The organism is Lentzea cavernae, assembly GCF_014653695.1.
Classification (GTDB): Bacteria; Actinomycetota; Actinomycetes; order Mycobacteriales; family Pseudonocardiaceae; genus Lentzea; species Lentzea cavernae.
Genome location: NZ_BNAR01000001.1, coordinates 895,977 through 911,337 on the forward strand (window position 1 = coordinate 895,977; position 15,361 = coordinate 911,337).

Annotated in this window: 20 protein-coding genes; 12 read left to right on the top strand and 8 right to left on the bottom strand. The window is 69.2% G+C overall.

What is annotated here, in order from left to right; all coding sequences use genetic code 11:
- Positions 1 to 11 precede the first annotated feature (11 nt).
- From IE307_RS04035 to IE307_RS04045, 3 genes are all read left to right on the top strand, one after another.
- Entirely contained in the window at positions 12 to 470 is a 459-nt protein-coding gene (locus tag IE307_RS04035) for an RICIN domain-containing protein (protein ID WP_191296045.1), read from the top strand.
- A 90-nt stretch (positions 471 to 560) separates the two neighbouring features.
- On the top strand, positions 561 to 869 hold the full coding sequence (locus tag IE307_RS04040; RefSeq protein WP_191296046.1) for a hypothetical protein: 309 nt from the start codon (positions 561 to 563) through the stop codon (positions 867 to 869).
- A gap of 60 nt (positions 870 to 929) precedes the next feature.
- Positions 930 to 1,448: a lytic polysaccharide monooxygenase auxiliary activity family 9 protein gene (locus IE307_RS04045; protein ID WP_191296047.1), complete on the top strand. Its 519-nt coding sequence runs from the start codon at positions 930 to 932 to the stop codon at positions 1,446 to 1,448.
- On the opposite strand, the gene IE307_RS04050 is transcribed toward IE307_RS04045, so the two are convergent.
- From IE307_RS04050 to IE307_RS04060, 3 genes are all read right to left on the bottom strand, one after another.
- The gene (locus IE307_RS04050; RefSeq protein ID WP_191296048.1) at positions 1,449 to 1,856 is read right to left on the bottom strand and encodes a DnaJ family domain-containing protein; all 408 of its coding nucleotides are present in this window, start codon (positions 1,854 to 1,856) and stop codon (positions 1,449 to 1,451) included.
- Positions 1,853 to 2,770 (bottom strand): prolyl aminopeptidase, encoded by a 918-nt coding sequence (gene pip / locus IE307_RS04055; RefSeq protein WP_191296049.1) that lies wholly within the window; start codon positions 2,768 to 2,770, stop codon positions 1,853 to 1,855. The genes IE307_RS04050 and pip overlap by 4 nt, the downstream gene beginning before the upstream one ends.
- A 144-nt stretch (positions 2,771 to 2,914) precedes the next feature.
- Positions 2,915 to 3,907, bottom strand: coding sequence for an ABC transporter substrate-binding protein (locus IE307_RS04060; RefSeq protein ID WP_191296050.1), 993 nt, complete (start codon positions 3,905 to 3,907; stop codon positions 2,915 to 2,917).
- Positions 3,908 to 4,040: 133 nt separating this feature from the next.
- On the opposite strand from IE307_RS04060, the gene IE307_RS04065 reads away from it, so the two are divergent.
- The 5 genes from IE307_RS04065 to IE307_RS04085 all read left to right on the top strand — a co-directional run bounded on the left by IE307_RS04065 (position 4,041) and on the right by IE307_RS04085 (position 7,671).
- A complete protein-coding gene (locus tag IE307_RS04065; RefSeq protein ID WP_191296051.1) occupies positions 4,041 to 4,358 on the top strand; it encodes a hypothetical protein in 318 nt (105 codons plus the stop codon).
- An 87-nt stretch (positions 4,359 to 4,445) separates the two neighbouring features.
- Positions 4,446 to 4,697: a hypothetical protein gene (locus tag IE307_RS04070; RefSeq protein ID WP_229904357.1), complete on the top strand. Its 252-nt coding sequence runs from the start codon at positions 4,446 to 4,448 to the stop codon at positions 4,695 to 4,697.
- Positions 4,698 to 4,759: 62 nt separating this feature from the next.
- Complete coding sequence (locus IE307_RS04075; RefSeq protein WP_229904358.1) at positions 4,760 to 5,731, top strand: C40 family peptidase; 972 nt, start codon at positions 4,760 to 4,762, stop codon at positions 5,729 to 5,731.
- A gap of 263 nt (positions 5,732 to 5,994) precedes the next feature.
- Positions 5,995 to 6,939 carry a C40 family peptidase gene (locus IE307_RS04080; RefSeq protein ID WP_229904359.1) on the top strand — a complete coding sequence of 315 codons (945 nt, stop codon included), beginning with the start codon at positions 5,995 to 5,997 and terminating at the stop codon, positions 6,937 to 6,939.
- 165 nt (positions 6,940 to 7,104) lie between these two features.
- Positions 7,105 to 7,671 (top strand): LysM peptidoglycan-binding domain-containing protein, encoded by a 567-nt coding sequence (locus IE307_RS04085; RefSeq protein ID WP_229904360.1) that lies wholly within the window; start codon positions 7,105 to 7,107, stop codon positions 7,669 to 7,671.
- A gap of 99 nt (positions 7,672 to 7,770) precedes the next feature.
- On the opposite strand, the gene IE307_RS04090 is transcribed toward IE307_RS04085, so the two are convergent.
- Complete coding sequence (locus tag IE307_RS04090; RefSeq protein ID WP_191296053.1) at positions 7,771 to 8,073, bottom strand: iron-sulfur cluster biosynthesis protein; 303 nt, start codon at positions 8,071 to 8,073, stop codon at positions 7,771 to 7,773.
- 405 nt (positions 8,074 to 8,478) lie between these two features.
- The gene (locus IE307_RS04095; protein WP_191296054.1) at positions 8,479 to 9,123 is read right to left on the bottom strand and encodes a hypothetical protein; all 645 of its coding nucleotides are present in this window, start codon (positions 9,121 to 9,123) and stop codon (positions 8,479 to 8,481) included.
- A 178-nt stretch (positions 9,124 to 9,301) separates the two neighbouring features.
- On the opposite strand from IE307_RS04095, the gene IE307_RS04100 reads away from it, so the two are divergent.
- From IE307_RS04100 to IE307_RS04115, 4 genes are read left to right on the top strand one after another with little or no spacing between them, the layout of a single operon-like run.
- Positions 9,302 to 10,003: a VIT1/CCC1 transporter family protein gene (locus tag IE307_RS04100; protein WP_191296055.1), complete on the top strand. Its 702-nt coding sequence runs from the start codon at positions 9,302 to 9,304 to the stop codon at positions 10,001 to 10,003.
- Between the two features lie 25 nt (positions 10,004 to 10,028).
- Positions 10,029 to 10,250: a hypothetical protein gene (locus IE307_RS04105; protein WP_191296056.1), complete on the top strand. Its 222-nt coding sequence runs from the start codon at positions 10,029 to 10,031 to the stop codon at positions 10,248 to 10,250.
- Between the two features lie 7 nt (positions 10,251 to 10,257).
- Positions 10,258 to 10,935 (top strand): HAD family hydrolase, encoded by a 678-nt coding sequence (locus IE307_RS04110; protein WP_191296057.1) that lies wholly within the window; start codon positions 10,258 to 10,260, stop codon positions 10,933 to 10,935.
- Positions 10,932 to 13,280 carry a glycoside hydrolase family 65 protein gene (locus IE307_RS04115; protein ID WP_191296058.1) on the top strand — a complete coding sequence of 783 codons (2,349 nt, stop codon included), beginning with the start codon at positions 10,932 to 10,934 and terminating at the stop codon, positions 13,278 to 13,280. The genes IE307_RS04110 and IE307_RS04115 overlap by 4 nt, the downstream gene beginning before the upstream one ends.
- On the opposite strand, the gene IE307_RS04120 is transcribed toward IE307_RS04115, so the two are convergent.
- The 3 genes from IE307_RS04120 to IE307_RS04130 all read right to left on the bottom strand — a co-directional run bounded on the left by IE307_RS04120 (position 13,277) and on the right by IE307_RS04130 (position 15,346).
- On the bottom strand, positions 13,277 to 13,612 hold the full coding sequence (locus IE307_RS04120) for an SgcJ/EcaC family oxidoreductase (protein ID WP_191296059.1): 336 nt from the start codon (positions 13,610 to 13,612) through the stop codon (positions 13,277 to 13,279). The two genes, IE307_RS04115 and IE307_RS04120, sit on opposite strands and share 4 nt — an antisense overlap.
- A 1-nt stretch (position 13,613) precedes the next feature.
- Entirely contained in the window at positions 13,614 to 14,312 is a 699-nt protein-coding gene (locus tag IE307_RS04125) for an SDR family NAD(P)-dependent oxidoreductase (protein WP_191296060.1), read from the bottom strand.
- Positions 14,313 to 14,419: 107 nt separating this feature from the next.
- The gene (locus IE307_RS04130; RefSeq protein ID WP_444543457.1) at positions 14,420 to 15,346 is read right to left on the bottom strand and encodes a LysR family transcriptional regulator; all 927 of its coding nucleotides are present in this window, start codon (positions 15,344 to 15,346) and stop codon (positions 14,420 to 14,422) included.
- Positions 15,347 to 15,361: the final 15 nt, after the last annotated feature.

The window sequence follows — 15,361 nt, forward strand, 5'->3', positions numbered from 1 at the left end:
CGCCGTTCGAAGTGACGCTTCTCCGACTCGCCAAGTCGGTGGTGGTCGCGGCGTTGGTGCTCACCGCGGCACCGGTGGTCGCCACCGCGGCACCGCAGGCCGAGTCGTTGTACTGGATCAGGTTCGCGGACAACTTCGCCCGATGCCTGGACTCCAACGCCGGCGGCGACGTGTACACCCACAGCTGCCAGGACAGGAACGACCACCAGAAGTGGGACAACTACACCCCCGGCAAGTTCAGGAACAAGAAGACCGGCCTGTGCCTCGCCGGTGGGAAGTCGTCGGTGTTCACCACCTCCTGCACGGTCAACGCGACCGACTGGAGGACGTCGTCCGCGACGAAGAAGCGCTTCACCAACGTGTCGACCGGTCTGTGCCTGCACAACCAGGGCGGCCACGGACAAGCTGTCGGACTGCGGGCCTGCCAGTCGGGGACCGCGTACTGGACCACGACGAAGCTCAGGAGCTGACCGGCCGGCGGGGGCCCGGCGAGCACGACGCGCCGTAGCGGCCATGCCCCGGCCGCACGCCGTCATGAACGCGTGGAGCCAGGATGAGCCTTGGGGGTGTTCATCCTGGCTTCACGCGTGCTCGCCGTCCGGACAGAAGCACGCGATCGCCGCCGGGCGGACGACCGCGCGGAGGAACCGGTTCCCCTCCCGGTCCACGTCACGCAGAGCGACCGCCGTCCTGATCCAGAACCGGACGCCGCGCACGGATCGATGCCGCTCAGAACCCCTGACACAGCCGCGAAAGCGATCAAGGAACACCCGGACTCCGTTGCCGGGCAAAGCTCAACGCCGATCATTCACCTGACCGATCTGTCGGACACGTCTTGTGGTGCGCCGATTACGCGCGGTATGGTCTAGACCTTCAATCGCCGCCGCGATGTAACGGGAGTACGCACACATCAAGGCAAAGGAACTCACATGAAGATTGGACGCAGGGTTGCGGCCGCCATGGCCGGCGTTCTCGCTGCACCGGTGATCGTCGTGGCTCTCCCGACCGGCACGGCGTTCGCACACGGGTACATCTCCTCACCTCCCAGCCGCCAGGCGCAGTGCGCCAACGGCACGGTGAAGGACTGCGGCGCGATCCAGTGGGAGCCGCAGTCGGTCGAGGGCCCGAAGGGCCTGCAGAGCTGTCACGCCAACCTGTCGCACTTCTCCGTGCTGAGCAACGACAGCAAGGGCTGGCGGGTCACCGGCACCAGCCGCACGGTGACGTTCAACTGGGTGTTCACCGCGCGGCACCGCACGGCGGACTACGTCTACTACGTGGACGGCCGCAAGGTCGCGACGTTCAGCGGCAACAACCAGCAGCCGCCGGCCACGGTGCAGCACAGCGTCAACGTGGGCTCCGCCGGCAAGCACAAGGTCCTGGCCGTGTGGAACATCGGCGACACCGCCAACGCGTTCTACTCCTGCATCGACATCAACGCGAGCTGATCACTGACCGCGTGGGATCCCCTTCCTCTCACGCAGCAGCTCCTCGACGTCGAACGGCATGAGGTTCAAAGGCGGTCCGGACAACGGTTTCCGCAGTGCGTCGAGGATCTCCGCGTTCATCTCACCGATGATCGCGCGCGCCTCGTCGTCGGTCCTGGCCGCCAGGGCACGTGCCCTGGCGGTCTCGGCCTGCTTGCGCAGGACCAGGGAAGGGGGCAACCCTGTCGTGCCCTCTTCCTCCCTGACCTTCCTCCTGATCCACCAGTCCTCGTCGTGCGGCCCGCCCGCGCCGGGCAACGGTTTTCCGGCGCTCGGCAGATTGTCGAACTCACCTCGTTCCTGGGCCTCGCGGATCTGCTTGTCGATCCACGACTCGAAGCCCATTCCCGCTGGTTTCCGTTGTGTCACGGGGAGAACCTCCTGACCGCGGTCCCGATCGCCTCCGCGAAGGCGGGGCTGCCCTTGTGGCCACTGTCGTCCACGAGGGTCAGCTCGGCGTCCGGCCACGCCTGTGCGAGCGCGTGGGCCGTGTCCGCCGGGCAGCTCATGTCACGGCGGCCGTGGATCAGCGTGGCCGGGATGCCGGCGAGCTCGCCCGCACCGCCCAGCAGGTCGTCCACGAAGCCGTGGTTCGCGTAGTAGTGCGCGATGATCCGCACGAGCGCGATCACGTCGGCGGAGGCCCTGCCGGCGAAGACGTCGGGTTTGCCGAAGTTCTCCAGCGACAGCACCGCGTCCTCCCAGCGGCACCATTCGAGCGCGGCCTGTTCCCGCACGGCCGGGTCCGGGCTCTCCATCAGGTCCGCGTACGCCCGCACGACGTCCGGCGCGCCGCCCGCGTGGGCGCTGAACCGGGCCCAGGCTTCCGGGAAGAACCGGGAAACGCCCTTGTAGAGCCAGTCCACCTCGCGCTGCGACGACAGCGTGACGGCGATGAGGATCATCTCCGAGACGCGCCCTGGGTGCCGTTGCGCGTAGGCGACCGCGAGCGTGGTGCCCCAGGAACCGCCGTACAGCAACCACTTCTCGATGCCGAGGTGCTCGCGGAGCTTCTCCATGTCGGCGATCAGGTGCTCGGTCGTGTTGACGCCCATGTCCGCGGCCGGGTCGCTCGCGTGCGGGGTGCTCAGGCCGCAGCCGCGCTGGTGGAAGATCACGATGCGGAACTTCTCGGCGTCGAGCGACTTCCGCGCGCCCCCGGCCGGGGCGCCGGGACCTCCGTGCAGGAACACGGCGGGCTTGCCGGCGGGGTTGCCGACGGTCTCCCAGTAGACCTGGTTGCCGTCGCCGACGTCGAGCACGCCGTGCGCGTAGGGCTCCATGACCCCGAGCCTAGCGACCCGCACCGACAGCGGCTTCCAGGTCGGTCTGCGGGACGCCGGACATGGCTTCCCACAACAGAAAACGGCCCGTGCGGTGCTGAGCACGCGCAACGGGCCGCTTTCTGGGGCAGCGTCAGGACCGGGCTACTTCGCCAGCACCTGGTCCAGCTGGTCGGCCAGCTTGGTCATGATCCCGGCGTATGAGGAGTAGCTCAGCGGGGCGACCGCGTTCCACTCCACGAACCGGCCGGCCTGCACGGCGGGCAGCCCCTGGAAGACCGGGTGGCCCTCCTTCATCTTCTCCGGGCTGAGCACGTGCTGGCGCGTGTCCCACATGATCACGTGCTCCTTGTACGTGCCGGAGTTCTCCCACGACAGCGACTGGAAGTAACCGCCGCCCTCGGTATCGGGCTTGTCCGGCGTGAGCAGCGGCAGGCCGAGCTCCTCGACGTACCAGTCGAGGTCGGGGTTGCGGGCGGGGACGGCCACGTAGAAGAGCTTCGGGTCCGCGCCGATCACCTGGATCTTCTGGTTCGCGTCCGTCATCTTCTTGCCGATGGCCTTGAGCCTGTCGGCGGCCTTGGTGAACGCCTCCTCGTCGGACTTCACCTTCGCGGCGCCGACGTCGGCGCCCAGCGACTGGGCGAGGTCCTTGAAGCGCTTGATGCCGTCCGGCAGCTGGATCTTCGACTGGCCGATGCCGACGGTCGGGGCGATCTTGGAGACCTTCTCCTCGAACTCGGCGGTGAGGTGCCAGAGCCCGGAGACCTCGGGGTAGTAGCCGGCGACGACCAGGTCGGCGTTCAGCGCGGCGAACTTCTCGAAGTCGATCTCGCCGTAACCGGGACCGGTGACGTCGGTGACCTTGCTCGGGTCGATGCTGCCGGCCTCGGGGTCGGTCGTGCCGTCCGCGCGCTTGAGCGGGCCGAACGTGCCGACGACGTTGATGCCGTAGTCCTTGAGGGCACCCGCGGCGGACACCTGCGCGACGACGCGCTCCGGCCTCTTCTCCGCGGTGACCTCCTTACCGCGATCGTCCTTGAAGGACCACTGGCCACTTCCCTGCTCCGTGGGAGCGTTTCCACCGCACCCGGCCACAAGGCCGAGCAGCAGAACCGCGGCGACTGTCCTGCGCACCTGTCCACCTCCTGATTTAGGCTTGCCTAACCTATCAAGAGACTCCGCGAACCCGTAATTCGGCGCCTGTGTCGATTTCGGACCCGCCCGTTCGACGTCCCTTCAGAAGCAGGTTCCGGATCGGAGGGTCGCCATGATCGCCACGCTCATCGCCACACTCGTCGAGGAGGACCACGCGGAGGACGACGGCGTCCTGGCGCCCGACGACCGCCTGACCTGCCACGTGCACGGGAGGTGGATCCACCAGTGCGTCTCGTCGCCCGTGCACGTCAACCCGGTCACACGGCACCGCTGGTGCCGCGGCTGCGACTCGGCGCTCGGCGTCGTGGTCGACGAGGTCGCCCGTGACGTCGCGATGCGCTGCCCCCGCTGCGGGCGCGGCGGCAGCGCCGCCACCACCCGCCTGATCGCCGCGTGCCGGGCCTCGCTCGAAGCGCACCGGGCCGCCTGATCGAGGCCTCACACCTTCCGGTGATGCCCGCACCCGATGGGGTGAGAACGTCCAATTCGGCCCGCAGCGGTCACTAGGTTGCACAGCGTGTTCAAGTCTTCACGCATCGCGACCACCGTTCTCGCCGCCGCCGGCGCCGCCCTCGCCGCGGCCTCCCCCGCCGCGGCCGACAACGACTCGAACTTCGGCGGCGGCGTGAACGCGGCGAACAACTGGGCCTTCTCGGCGGCCGACGTGTGCCTCCAGGAGGTCGCTGTCGTGCCCGTTCTCGGCGACTACGTGAGCGACCACGTGAACAACTGCTCCAACGGCAACGTGATCGACCACTCCGGGAAGTGAACCCGATCGGCTGTTAGGCCGTACGCCTCCTCAGAAGCGTTTCCGACTCCTGAGGAGGCCGCGTGCCCGGCCGACGTGCTGCAAGGACCACCGCTTTCGCCGCCGTGCTCGCCGCGACCGTGGTGTCGATGCCCTCGGCGCATGCACAGCCCGCCGACGACGCGCTCAAGGTCTACACGGACCTGACGCGGGAGGCCGAGAAGCTCAGCCAGGACCACCTCAAGGCGCAGGGCGACCTGTCGAAGGCGAACGAGATCGTGGTCGCCGCCACCGAGGCGGAGAAGAAGGCGCTGGCCGAGTCGGAGCAGTTCCGGGGTCAGGTCGACGTGCTGACCGAGGCGACCTTCGAGGGCGCCCGGTTCAACAACATCTCGGCGTTGCTGACCTCGACGTCCCAGCAGGACTTCCTGGAGCGGATGCAGGCGATGAACATCATCGCCTCCGACCAGAACGAGGCGGTCGCCCGGCTGGACGCCACGCTGAGCGCGGCGACGAAGGCCCGGTCCGACGCCGCCACCGCCGCGTCCGCCGCGGAGAAGTTCGCCGCGGACGTCTCCACCCGCAAGGTCGCCATGGACCAGCAGGTGACGACCGCGCGTTCGAAGTACCAGTCGCTGTCCGCTCCGCAGAAGCAGACGCTGGCGGCTCCCACGCCCAAGATCACCGTGAACGCGCCCGCCGGCGCGGCCGGCGTGGCGCTGACCTTCGCGCTGGGCGAGCAGGGCAAGCCGTACGTCTTCGGCTCGAACGGCCCGAACTCCTGGGACTGCTCGTCGCTCATGCAGGCCGCCTACCGCGCCGCCGGGGTGTCGATCCCGCGCGTCACCTACGACCAGGCGAAGGTCGGCCGCGGCGTCGGCCGCGGTGAGATCGCGCCGGGCGACCTCATCATCTACTACTCAGGTCAGTCGCACGTGGCCATGGCCGTGGACGGCACCCGCGCGGTGCACGCGTCCACCGAGGGCGTGCCGGTGAAGATCGCGAACATCGACTCGATCGGGCCCATTTCGGTGATCCGCCGGGTCGTGGGGTGACGCGTCTCTCCTACCCTGCGATAAACCGACGTGAGCGACTGTGAGAGCGTGCCTGCAGGTGAACCGCTGGCATTCGGTGCTGGACGAGGACAAGGTCATTCCGTAACCTGTCCGAGACCTTCGGCCCAGCAGTTAACCCACTCGGGGCACATGCCAAGGTTGTCGCCTCACGCGGAGTAGTTCTCGCGCAGCGACTGCCAGGAAAAAGGAGGACCCGCGACGTGGTGTCGCAACCCTCACGCCGCACCGTGCGTGGAGCGATCGTGGCGGCAGCTGTCGTCGCGGCAGCACTGCCCACGGCCCCGGCCGCCAACGCACAACCGAACGCCGCGGACGCTCTCAAGAAGTACAACGAGCTGTCCGAGCAGGCGTCCAAGCTCAACCAGGACCACCTCAAGGCCCAGGACGACCTGAAGGCCAAGCAGGGTGAGCTGGACAAGGCCAAGGGCGACCTGGCCAACGCGCAGAAGGCAGAGGAAGAGCTCCGCGGGCAGGTCGACCTCCTCACCGAGGCCACCAACTCCGGCGCGAACTTCAGCCAGATCTCCGCGCTGCTGGTGAGCGACTCGCAGCAGGACTTCCTCAACCGCATGTCGGCCATCAACATCCTCGCGGCCGACAACGCCGAGGCGCTCGGGAAGCTGACCGACGCCGTGAACTCGGCCGACGCGGCGACGAAGTCGGCCAACGACGCCACCGAGGCGTCGAAGAAGCTGCTGGCCGAGATGGACCAGAAGAAGGCCGATCTCGACAAGCAGCTCACCGAGGCGCAGAACCAGTACCGGTCGCTCAGCAACACGGTGAAGAACCAGCTGGCCGCGTCCGGTGACATGTCGAACATCTCGGTCCCGGCGGGTGCCGCGGGCCAGGCGCTCTCGTTCGCGCTCGCGCAGCGCGGCAAGCCGTACGTGTACGGCTCGAACGGTCCGAACTCCTGGGACTGCTCCTCGCTGATCCAGGCCGCGTACCGCTCGGCGAACGTGTCGATCGGCCGCACCAGCTACGCCCAGGCGGCCGCCGGCCGCTCGGTCGGTCGCGGTGAGGTCAAGGCGGGCGACATCATCGTCTACTACTCGAGCCAGTCCCACGTGGCGATGGCGGTGGACGGCATTCGCGCCGTGCACGCCTCGACCGAGGGTGTGCCGGTGAAGATCGCCGACATCGACTCGATCGGCCCGATCTCCGTGATCCGCCGCATCGAAGGCTGATCTCGTTCTTCTCGGGAAGCGCCTCCTGCCTCCGGGCAGGGGGCGCTTTTCACTCCCTCGGGTGCACGTGCGCCGGCTGATCTGCGAAGCGCGCGTGCGGTGACTAAGTTCCGCTTCGGGCGCCGCCGATCCGGGCGGTCGTCATCGTTCGAAGTGGAGCTTTGAGTGGACACCTTGCAAGCCGGCCAGGAACTCACCCGCGGTCAGCAGCTGACCAGCGCCAACGGCTACATGCTGACGCTGCAGTCCGACGGGAACCTGGTGCTCTCGGAGGACTCCGGCACGGTGTGGGCCAGCGGCACCGACGGCAAGGGCGCCGTGCGCGCCGCGCTGCAGCCCGACGGCAACTTCGTGCTCTACACGAGCGAGGAGAACGCCGTCTGGTCCACCGGCACCCAGGGCAACGAGGGCTCGCGCCTCGTCCTGCAGGACGACAGGAACCTGGTCGTCTTCGCCGGCGACGGCAGCGCCAAGTGGGCCACCAACACCAACACCGACTCCCCGCAGCCGACCCCCGAGGCGGCGGCCGCACCGGAACCGGCGCCGGCTCCGGTCGAGGAGGCACCGGCCGCTCCGGCCGCGCGCACCCACACCGTCGAGAGCGGCGAGTCGCTGTGGGCGATCGCCGAGCGCTTCTACGGCGACGGCAACCGCTACGGCGAGATCGCCTCCGCCAACGGGATCTCGAACCCGGACCTGATCCACCCCGGTCAGGTGCTGACCATTCCCTGATCACGGGGGTTGCACGAAACGGGCCGGACCCCTCTCTCGCGGAGGGGGTCCGGCCCGTTTCGCGTCAGCCGTCACCGGCTGCCAGAAGAATGGCGCGGATCAGCTCGGCTGGTCCTGGCGCGCGATCGCGAAGGCCGGGTTGCCCTCGTCGTCCTGGCGCACGTCGAGGACCTTGTCGTCCAGGTACTGGGCGGCCGCCGGTTCCATGATGACCTTGGCGCCCGCGGGGGCGGCCACCACCTCGTCGCCGTCGACGACCTCGCTGAGCGACAGCTCCAGCGCGGCCTGGCTGTCCTCCTCGGTGGCCAGGGCGAAACGCAGGCCGATGTCGTCGGTGGTGCCCTCTGACTGTGACGTCAGCTCGTTGATGACCTCGGCAGCCATCGGCGTCACTTCCAGCATGTCGGCCCCTTACATCGGAAACAAGAAACTCGTTCCGTGTTCCCGACGTGGGCCGTTCTCAACCACCGCTCACCGAAGTCGCAGCCAGATCGCCCTTTGGGGTGCCGCGAACACTCCACTTCGGTCGGGCGGCCGCCGCTGCTCACGTGGGGGCGCGATGCGCCCTGCAAGGGACCTCGTCCTTGCCAGTTCGCGTCGCTCCGCTGTCGTGCGGCACGGCGCGCCGTCTTGCTCAGCCGGCCCACTCGGCCAGCCGTCCCACTGGGCCACTGGTCAGGCGACACGGCACCCCATTCAGCCCGCCTGCAGCCGCCACGCGACCTGGCAGGCCAACCACTCGGCCGCCAGCCCACTCGGCCGCCGGCCCGCTCGGTCAGCGGCCCACTCGGTCAGCGGGCACCGCCGTCACGCCACGCGGTGCGCCGGCCGCGACACCTCGTTCCGCACGTGCCCGCAAGCCGTGCACACCCGAGGCACCGGCACGAGCTCGGCGACCAGCTTCCACGAGTCGGCGAACGACGGCACCTCCTGCCCCGGCACGAGCAGGCTGTCGAGCACCTCCTGGCGGCGGCGGCCCTTCTCGCGGCTGCGCGCCACCGGGTCGCGGCGGTGGGCGAGGGCGCGCGTCTCGGCGCGGGCCCGCTGGCCCTCCTGCGTGAGGCCCCTGCCGCGCCTGGGGGCGTGCAGGGCCGCGTTGCGGCGGTTCACGCGGTACCACTCGCCCAGGGTGACGCCCTTGAGCGGTGGGCTGGCGAGGCCTGCCCCGTCAGCCGTCCAGGTGCGCAGGCGGGCGCGCAGGAACTCGTGGGCCACCTGCGCCCGTGAGCGGGGGCGGCCCTGGCGGGTGCCGTCGGGCAAGGTGTCGACGGCGACGAGCAGGGCGTCGACGCTCCAGCCCGCCTTGAACCACGGCTCGAGCAGGCGCCGGACCCAGCGGCGGTCGGCGTCCGGCCAGGAGGCGCGCACGCACAGGGACTCGACGGCGACGTCCACGTCGGCGTCGGTGGACGGCACCACGCGGCCTGGCCAGCGGTTGGGTTCGATCTGCATCGGGAACTGACCTCCTCTTAGCACGCACACGAACACCTGTTCGACATGCTGCCACGGGGGTCTGACAAAAAATGAACCTCCAGGCCCTGACCTGGTGAAACTCACCCGTTCAGCAGAGCGTGAACCCGTCACCCGGACGTCGCGCGCACAGCCCGCACCTCACCGCTAACCTGCGGAAATGAGCCACCACGAGCCTCACGACGAGGTCACCGGCGATCGGATGAACTGGCTTCGCGCGGGGGTCCTCGGCGCCAACGACGGCATCGTGTCGACCGCCAGCCTGGTGGTGGGCGTCGCCGGCGCCACGACGGACCGTGCCCAGATCCTCGTCGCGGGTCTCGCCGGGCTCTTCGCGGGCGCGATGTCGATGGCCAGCGGTGAGTACGTGTCGGTCAGCAGCCAGCGCGACGCCGAACGCGCCCTGCTCGCCAGGGAGCGCCGGGAGCTGCGGGACATGCCCGAGGAGGAGCTCCAGGAGCTCGCCGAGATCTACGAGGGCAAGGGGCTCGACGAGAAGACGGCGGAGGAGGTCGCCCGGCAGCTCACCGAGCACGACGCCCTGGGCGCGCACGCCGAGGCCGAGCTGCACATCGACCCGGACGAGCTGACGAACCCGTGGGGTGCCGCGATCGCGAGCTTCGTCTCGTTCACGATCGGCGCGCTCCTCCCCCTCGCCGCGATCGCGTTCACGCCTGTCGGCCTGCGCGTGCCGGTCACGGTCGCCACCGCCGTCCTCACCCTGGCGCTCACCGGTTTCCTCAGCGCGAAGCTGAGCGGCGCGGGCCGGCGCCGGGCGGTCGTCCGCAACGTCGCGGGCGGCCTGATCGCCATGGGCGTCACCTATGCGATCGGTTCGCTCGTGGGTCAAAGCATCGGATAGCGCCGAAGTGGGTATTGCCGTGGACATGAGTGAAGAACGCGGCGCATACGTCCCCGAGGACCTGGACTTCGAGGGCCTCGACGAGGACAACCTGCAGAAGGACCCGCTCGAGGAGGGCATGGACCCGCCGGAGGGCTGGTCCGGGGCCACGAAGTACGGGATGACGGAGTACGAGCAGGCCCACCCGCGACCGCTCGAGGAACGTCTCGAAGAAGAACGCAGCGATGTCGGCGAGACGGGTGCATGATCGCAACATGAGCCTCGGCATCCCGGAGAAGATCACGGCGTTGCTGTTCGACCTCGACGGCGTGCTCACGAGCACGGCCGTGCTGCACCGGCAGGCGTGGCGGCAGACGTTCGAAGCCATGGGCCAGCCGTTCAGCGAGCAGGACTACCTGGCGTACGTGGACGGAAAACCGCGCTACGACGGTGTTCGCAGCTTCCTCACGTCGCGCGGCCTCGCGCCGTCGGAGGACGAGGTCCGCCGCATCGGCGATCAGAAGAACGACCTGGTGAACACGATCATCGACGAGCAGGGCATCACGCCGTACGACGGTTCGGTGCGCTACCTGAAGGCCGCGCGGGAGGCGGGCATGCCGATCGGCGTCGTCACGTCGTCGGCCAACGCCATGCGCGTGCTGCGCGCGGGCAACCTGCTGGACTACGTCGACGCGTTGGTGGACGGCAACGTCATCGTCGCGTCGAACCTGCGGGGCAAACCGGCGCCCGACTCGTTCGTGGAGGGCGCGAGAAGACTGAAGACGGCACCCGAGAACGCCGCGGTCTACGAGGACGCGCTCGCGGGTGTGAAGGCGGGCCACGACGGAGGCTTCGGTTTCGTCGTCGGTGTCGACCGCGGCCACCAGCGCGACGCCCTCAAGGCGGGCGGCGCGGACGTGGTCGTCGACGAGCTCGACGAGCTCCTGTCATGAGCTACGCCGTCGAACCCTGGCAGCTGCGCTGGCAGGGCCTCTCAGTGGGCAACCTGCACCAGACCGAGTCGACGTTCGCGCTGGCCAACGGCCACATCGGCATGCGCGGCACGCTGGACGAGGGCGAGCCGCGCGGTCTGCCCGGCACGTATCTCAACGGCTTTTACGAGGAGCACCAGCTGCCGTACGGCGAGGGCGGCTACGGCTACCCCGAGGCGGGTCAGACCGTCGTCAACGTCACGGACGGCAAGATCATCCGGTTGCTGGTCGAGGACGAGCCGCTGGACATGCGCTACGGCAACGCGATCGAGCACGAGCGCACGCTCGACTTCCGCACCGGGACGTTGCGCCGGCGCACGGTCTGGGAGTCGCCGACGGGGCGTCGTGTGACGGTGCGCAGCGAACGGCTCGTGTCGTTCTCCCAGCGCGCGGTCGCGGCGATCCGCTACGAGGTGGAGCCCGAGGACGACCTGCAGCTCGTCGTCCAGTCGGACCTGCTGGCCAACGAGCCGACCAAGAGCCGCAGCAACGACCCCCGCGTCGCCGCCGCGCTGGACTCGCCGCTGGTCAACGACTTCACGATGGCCGAGAAGTCGCGGGCCGTGCTGTGCCACCACACCAAGGACTCCGGGCTGCGCATGGCCGCAGCGATGGACCACGAGGTCGAGGTCACGCCCTCCGACCACGAACTGCACGACGAGCCGCGCACCGAGATCCGCGCGGAGGACGACCTGGCCCGCTTCACCGCGGCCGTCGACGTGCCCGCGGGCGGGCGCCTGCGGCTCACGAAGTACCTCGCCTACGGCTGGTCGGGCCAGCGTTCGACGCCGGCGCTGCGGGCCCAGGTCGAGGCCGCGCTGGCGGGCGCCTGCCAGACCGGCTGGGACGGGCTGGTCAAGGAACAGCGGGCCTTCCTGGACAACTTCTGGGAGGTCGCCGACATCGAGATCGAGGGCGACGACGAGCTGCAGCAGGCGATCCGGTTCGCGTTGTTCCACATCCTGCAGGCCGGGGCGCGCGGGGAGACCCGTGCCATCCCGGGCAAGGGACTCACCGGACCGGGCTACGACGGCCACGCGTTCTGGGACACCGAGATGTTCGTGCTCCCGGTGCTCACCTACACGCTGCCCGACGCCGCCCGCGACGCGCTGCGGTGGCGTCACTCCACATTGGACAAGGCCCGCGAACGCGCGAAGGTGCTGGGGCTCAAGGGCGCCGCGTTCCCGTGGCGTTCGATCAACGGTGCCGAGTGCAGCGCGTACTGGCCTGCGGGCACGGCCGCGTTCCACGTCTCGGGCGACGTCGCGTACGCCGTCCAGCAGTACCTCAACGCCACGAACGACGAGGACTTCGACCGCGACGAAGCCACGGAGATCCTCGTGGAGACGGCACGGTTGTGGACCTCGCTCGGCCACCACGACCCGCACGACGGGTTCCGCATCGACGGCGTGACAGGCCCGGACGAGTACTCGGCGATCGTCGACAACAACGTCTACACGAACCTGATCGCGCAGCAGAACCTGTGGGCCGCCGCGGACGCCGCGGAGCGCAACCCGTGTGACGTCTCGGAGGAGGAGATCGCGACCTGGCGCAGGGCGGCGGACGCGATGTCGGTCCCGTACGACGAGATGCTGCAGGTGCACCCGCAGGCGGACAACTTCACGAAGCACGCGGAGTGGGACTTCGAGAACACCCCGGAGGACAAGTACCCGCTGCTGCTGCACTTCCCGTACTTCGACCTCTACCGCAAGCAGGTCATCAAGCAGGCCGACCTGGTGCTCGCGATGCACGTGCGCGGTGACGCGTTCACCGACGAGGAGAAGGCCCGCAACTTCGCCTACTACGAGGCACGCACCGTGCGGGACTCGTCGTTGTCCGCGGGCACCCAGGCCGTTCTGGCGGCCGAGGTCGGGCACCTCGGGCTGGCGTACGACTACCTCGTCGAGGCGGCGTTCACCGATCTCCACGACCTGCACGAGAACGTCACCAACGGTCTGCACATGGCGTCGCTGGCGGGCGCGTGGACGGCGCTGGTGGCCGGGTTCGGCGGGATGCGCGACCACGGTGGCGAGCTGACGTTCGCACCGCGGCTGCCGGAGCAGCTGACGCGGTTCTCGTTCCGGATGTCCTTCCGGGGCACCAGGATCGCCGTGGAGGTGCGGGACGGTGAGGCCACCTACCGGATCGTGGACGGCACGGAGCTCACCACCCGGCACCACGGCGAGCAGATCACGATCACGGCGGAGGAGCCGGTGACGGTGCCCATCCCGAAGGCTCCCGACCTCGAGCGACCGAAGTCGCCGTACGGCCGGGAGCCTCGCAGGCACCAGTCGGGCTCGGTCTAGCTGAGCTGGGAGACCTGGTAGTGCGCGATCAGGTCTCCCTTCACCAGCACGCTCAGGTACAGGTTGCGCGTCGGCCGGTCGGTGAACGAGAAATCGACGTTCAGATAGCCGAGAACGAGATCATCGGCCAGTCGGCGCGTTTCCAGGACCTTGTACTCGGCTTTCATGCCGAGCGGCTGGGAATCGTAGTAGGCGGCGATGGCGGCCTTTCCCACCCCGTACGGGTGAAGGCCCTGGAAAATGGCGTCCTCGGTGAAGTTCGCGGCCACGCCCTCGGGGTCGTGGTTGTCCACGGCGGTCTTCCACCGGTCCATGACGTTCTCGATGACCATGTCAGTGCCCCGCGCTCTGGCCGCCGTCGACGTGCAGGATCTCGCCCGTGACGAAGCCGGCCTGTTCCAGGAAGGTGATCGCGTCGACCACCTCGGAGATCTCACCGATGCGGCCGACGGGGTGCAACCCGGCGAGCGCCTCATGGGTCTCCGGGGCGTGCATCGGCGTCTTGATGATGCCGAGCGCGACCGTGTTGAAGCGGATGTTCCGCGCCGCGTACTCGACCGCGAGCGACCTGGTGACGGCGTTCAGACCGCCCTTGGTCAGCGACGCGAGGGCCGACGGCACGGCCGACAGCGCGTGGTCGACCAGGGTCGTGGACACGTTCACCACGTGACCGGACCCGTCCATGGCCGCGACGGCGCTGCGGGTGATGTCGAAGAACCCGACGAGGTTGGTGCCGATGACGTTGGCGAAGTCCTCGTCGGTGTACTCGGTGAACGGCTTGGCGACGAAGACGCCGGCGTTGTTCACGAGCGAGTCGACCCGGCCGAACCGCGCCAGCGCCTCCCGCACGACCCTCGCGCCCTCACCGGGCTTCGAGAGGTCGGCGCGGATCGCGAGCACCTCCGGGTCGTCGGAGGGCTGAACGGAACGCGAGACCGCGACAACCGAATAGCCGAGCTTGCGATAAGCGGGAACGAGTGCCTCGCCGATTCCCTGCGACGCTCCCGTGACGATTGCCACCTTGCTGGTCATTGTCCTGCTCGCTTTCGAAGTGAGGAAGTGGAACTGACCCTCACAACGGCGACCGACCAGGATTTCATTTCGGGGAATCGCGACCCTTTTCCTCCGACGTGGGAGGCTCAGCCTCCCAGAGCACGATGGGGGTCGTCCGAGGGCAGCCACGCGCGGTCGAGCCCCAGGTCGCCGACCGTCCGCACGATGGCCTCGGCCGCGGCGATCACGTCCGGGCGCTCCTCGTCCTGCCGGCGCACGAGCGACCAGGTCCACAGCACCTCGGGGTCGACCACGGGCCGCGCCACGAGATCCGGCGGCAACGGCGTGGTCTGGCCCTTCGGCGAGTTGAGCACCGGCGTCGTGCACACCCGCACGTGGTCGAAGAACGCCGGACCGGTGATCGCGCCGTTGTGGATGCGCCGCACGCGGGCGCCGGTGTCCTTGGCGAACTCCTCGGCGTAGTCGTTCCACGACTGCCACGACGTGACGTCGTCGTCCACCAGCACCGCGATGTCCCCGGCCTTGACGGGACTCGTGTCCGTGCCGACGGCCACCGCGTAGAGCCGGTCGGCGCCGACGAGCCGCACGGTCAGCCCCATCTGCTCCGCGTCCGCCTTGCGGATCCAGCACACCGCGAGGTCGAGGCTCCCGTCCGCCACCCGCGCCGCCTGCTGGTGCGACGGCACCACCCAGGCGTCCACGTAGATCTGCGCGACCCCGGCCGTGCGCGCGGTGAGGTCCGGCGGCAGCCAGTTCACGTACCCGATCCGCACCGGCCGCGACCCGGACAGCTGCCGTGCGTGCCGTTGCAGCTCATCAGCCCGTTCGAGCAACGCCCGCACCTCAGGCACCAACGCGGCACCGGCGGAGGTGAGCGCGACGGTGCGGCGGTCCCGGGCGAACAACGGCACGCCCAAGTCCCGTTCGAGCGCCTTGATCTGCTGGGACAACGACGGCCCCGCGATCAGCAGGCGCGCCGCGGCCCGGCCGAAGTGCAGCTCTTCGGCGACCGCGAGGAAGTACCGGAGTTGACGCAGTTCCACGCCCCGCATCCTAGGAGGCCCGGC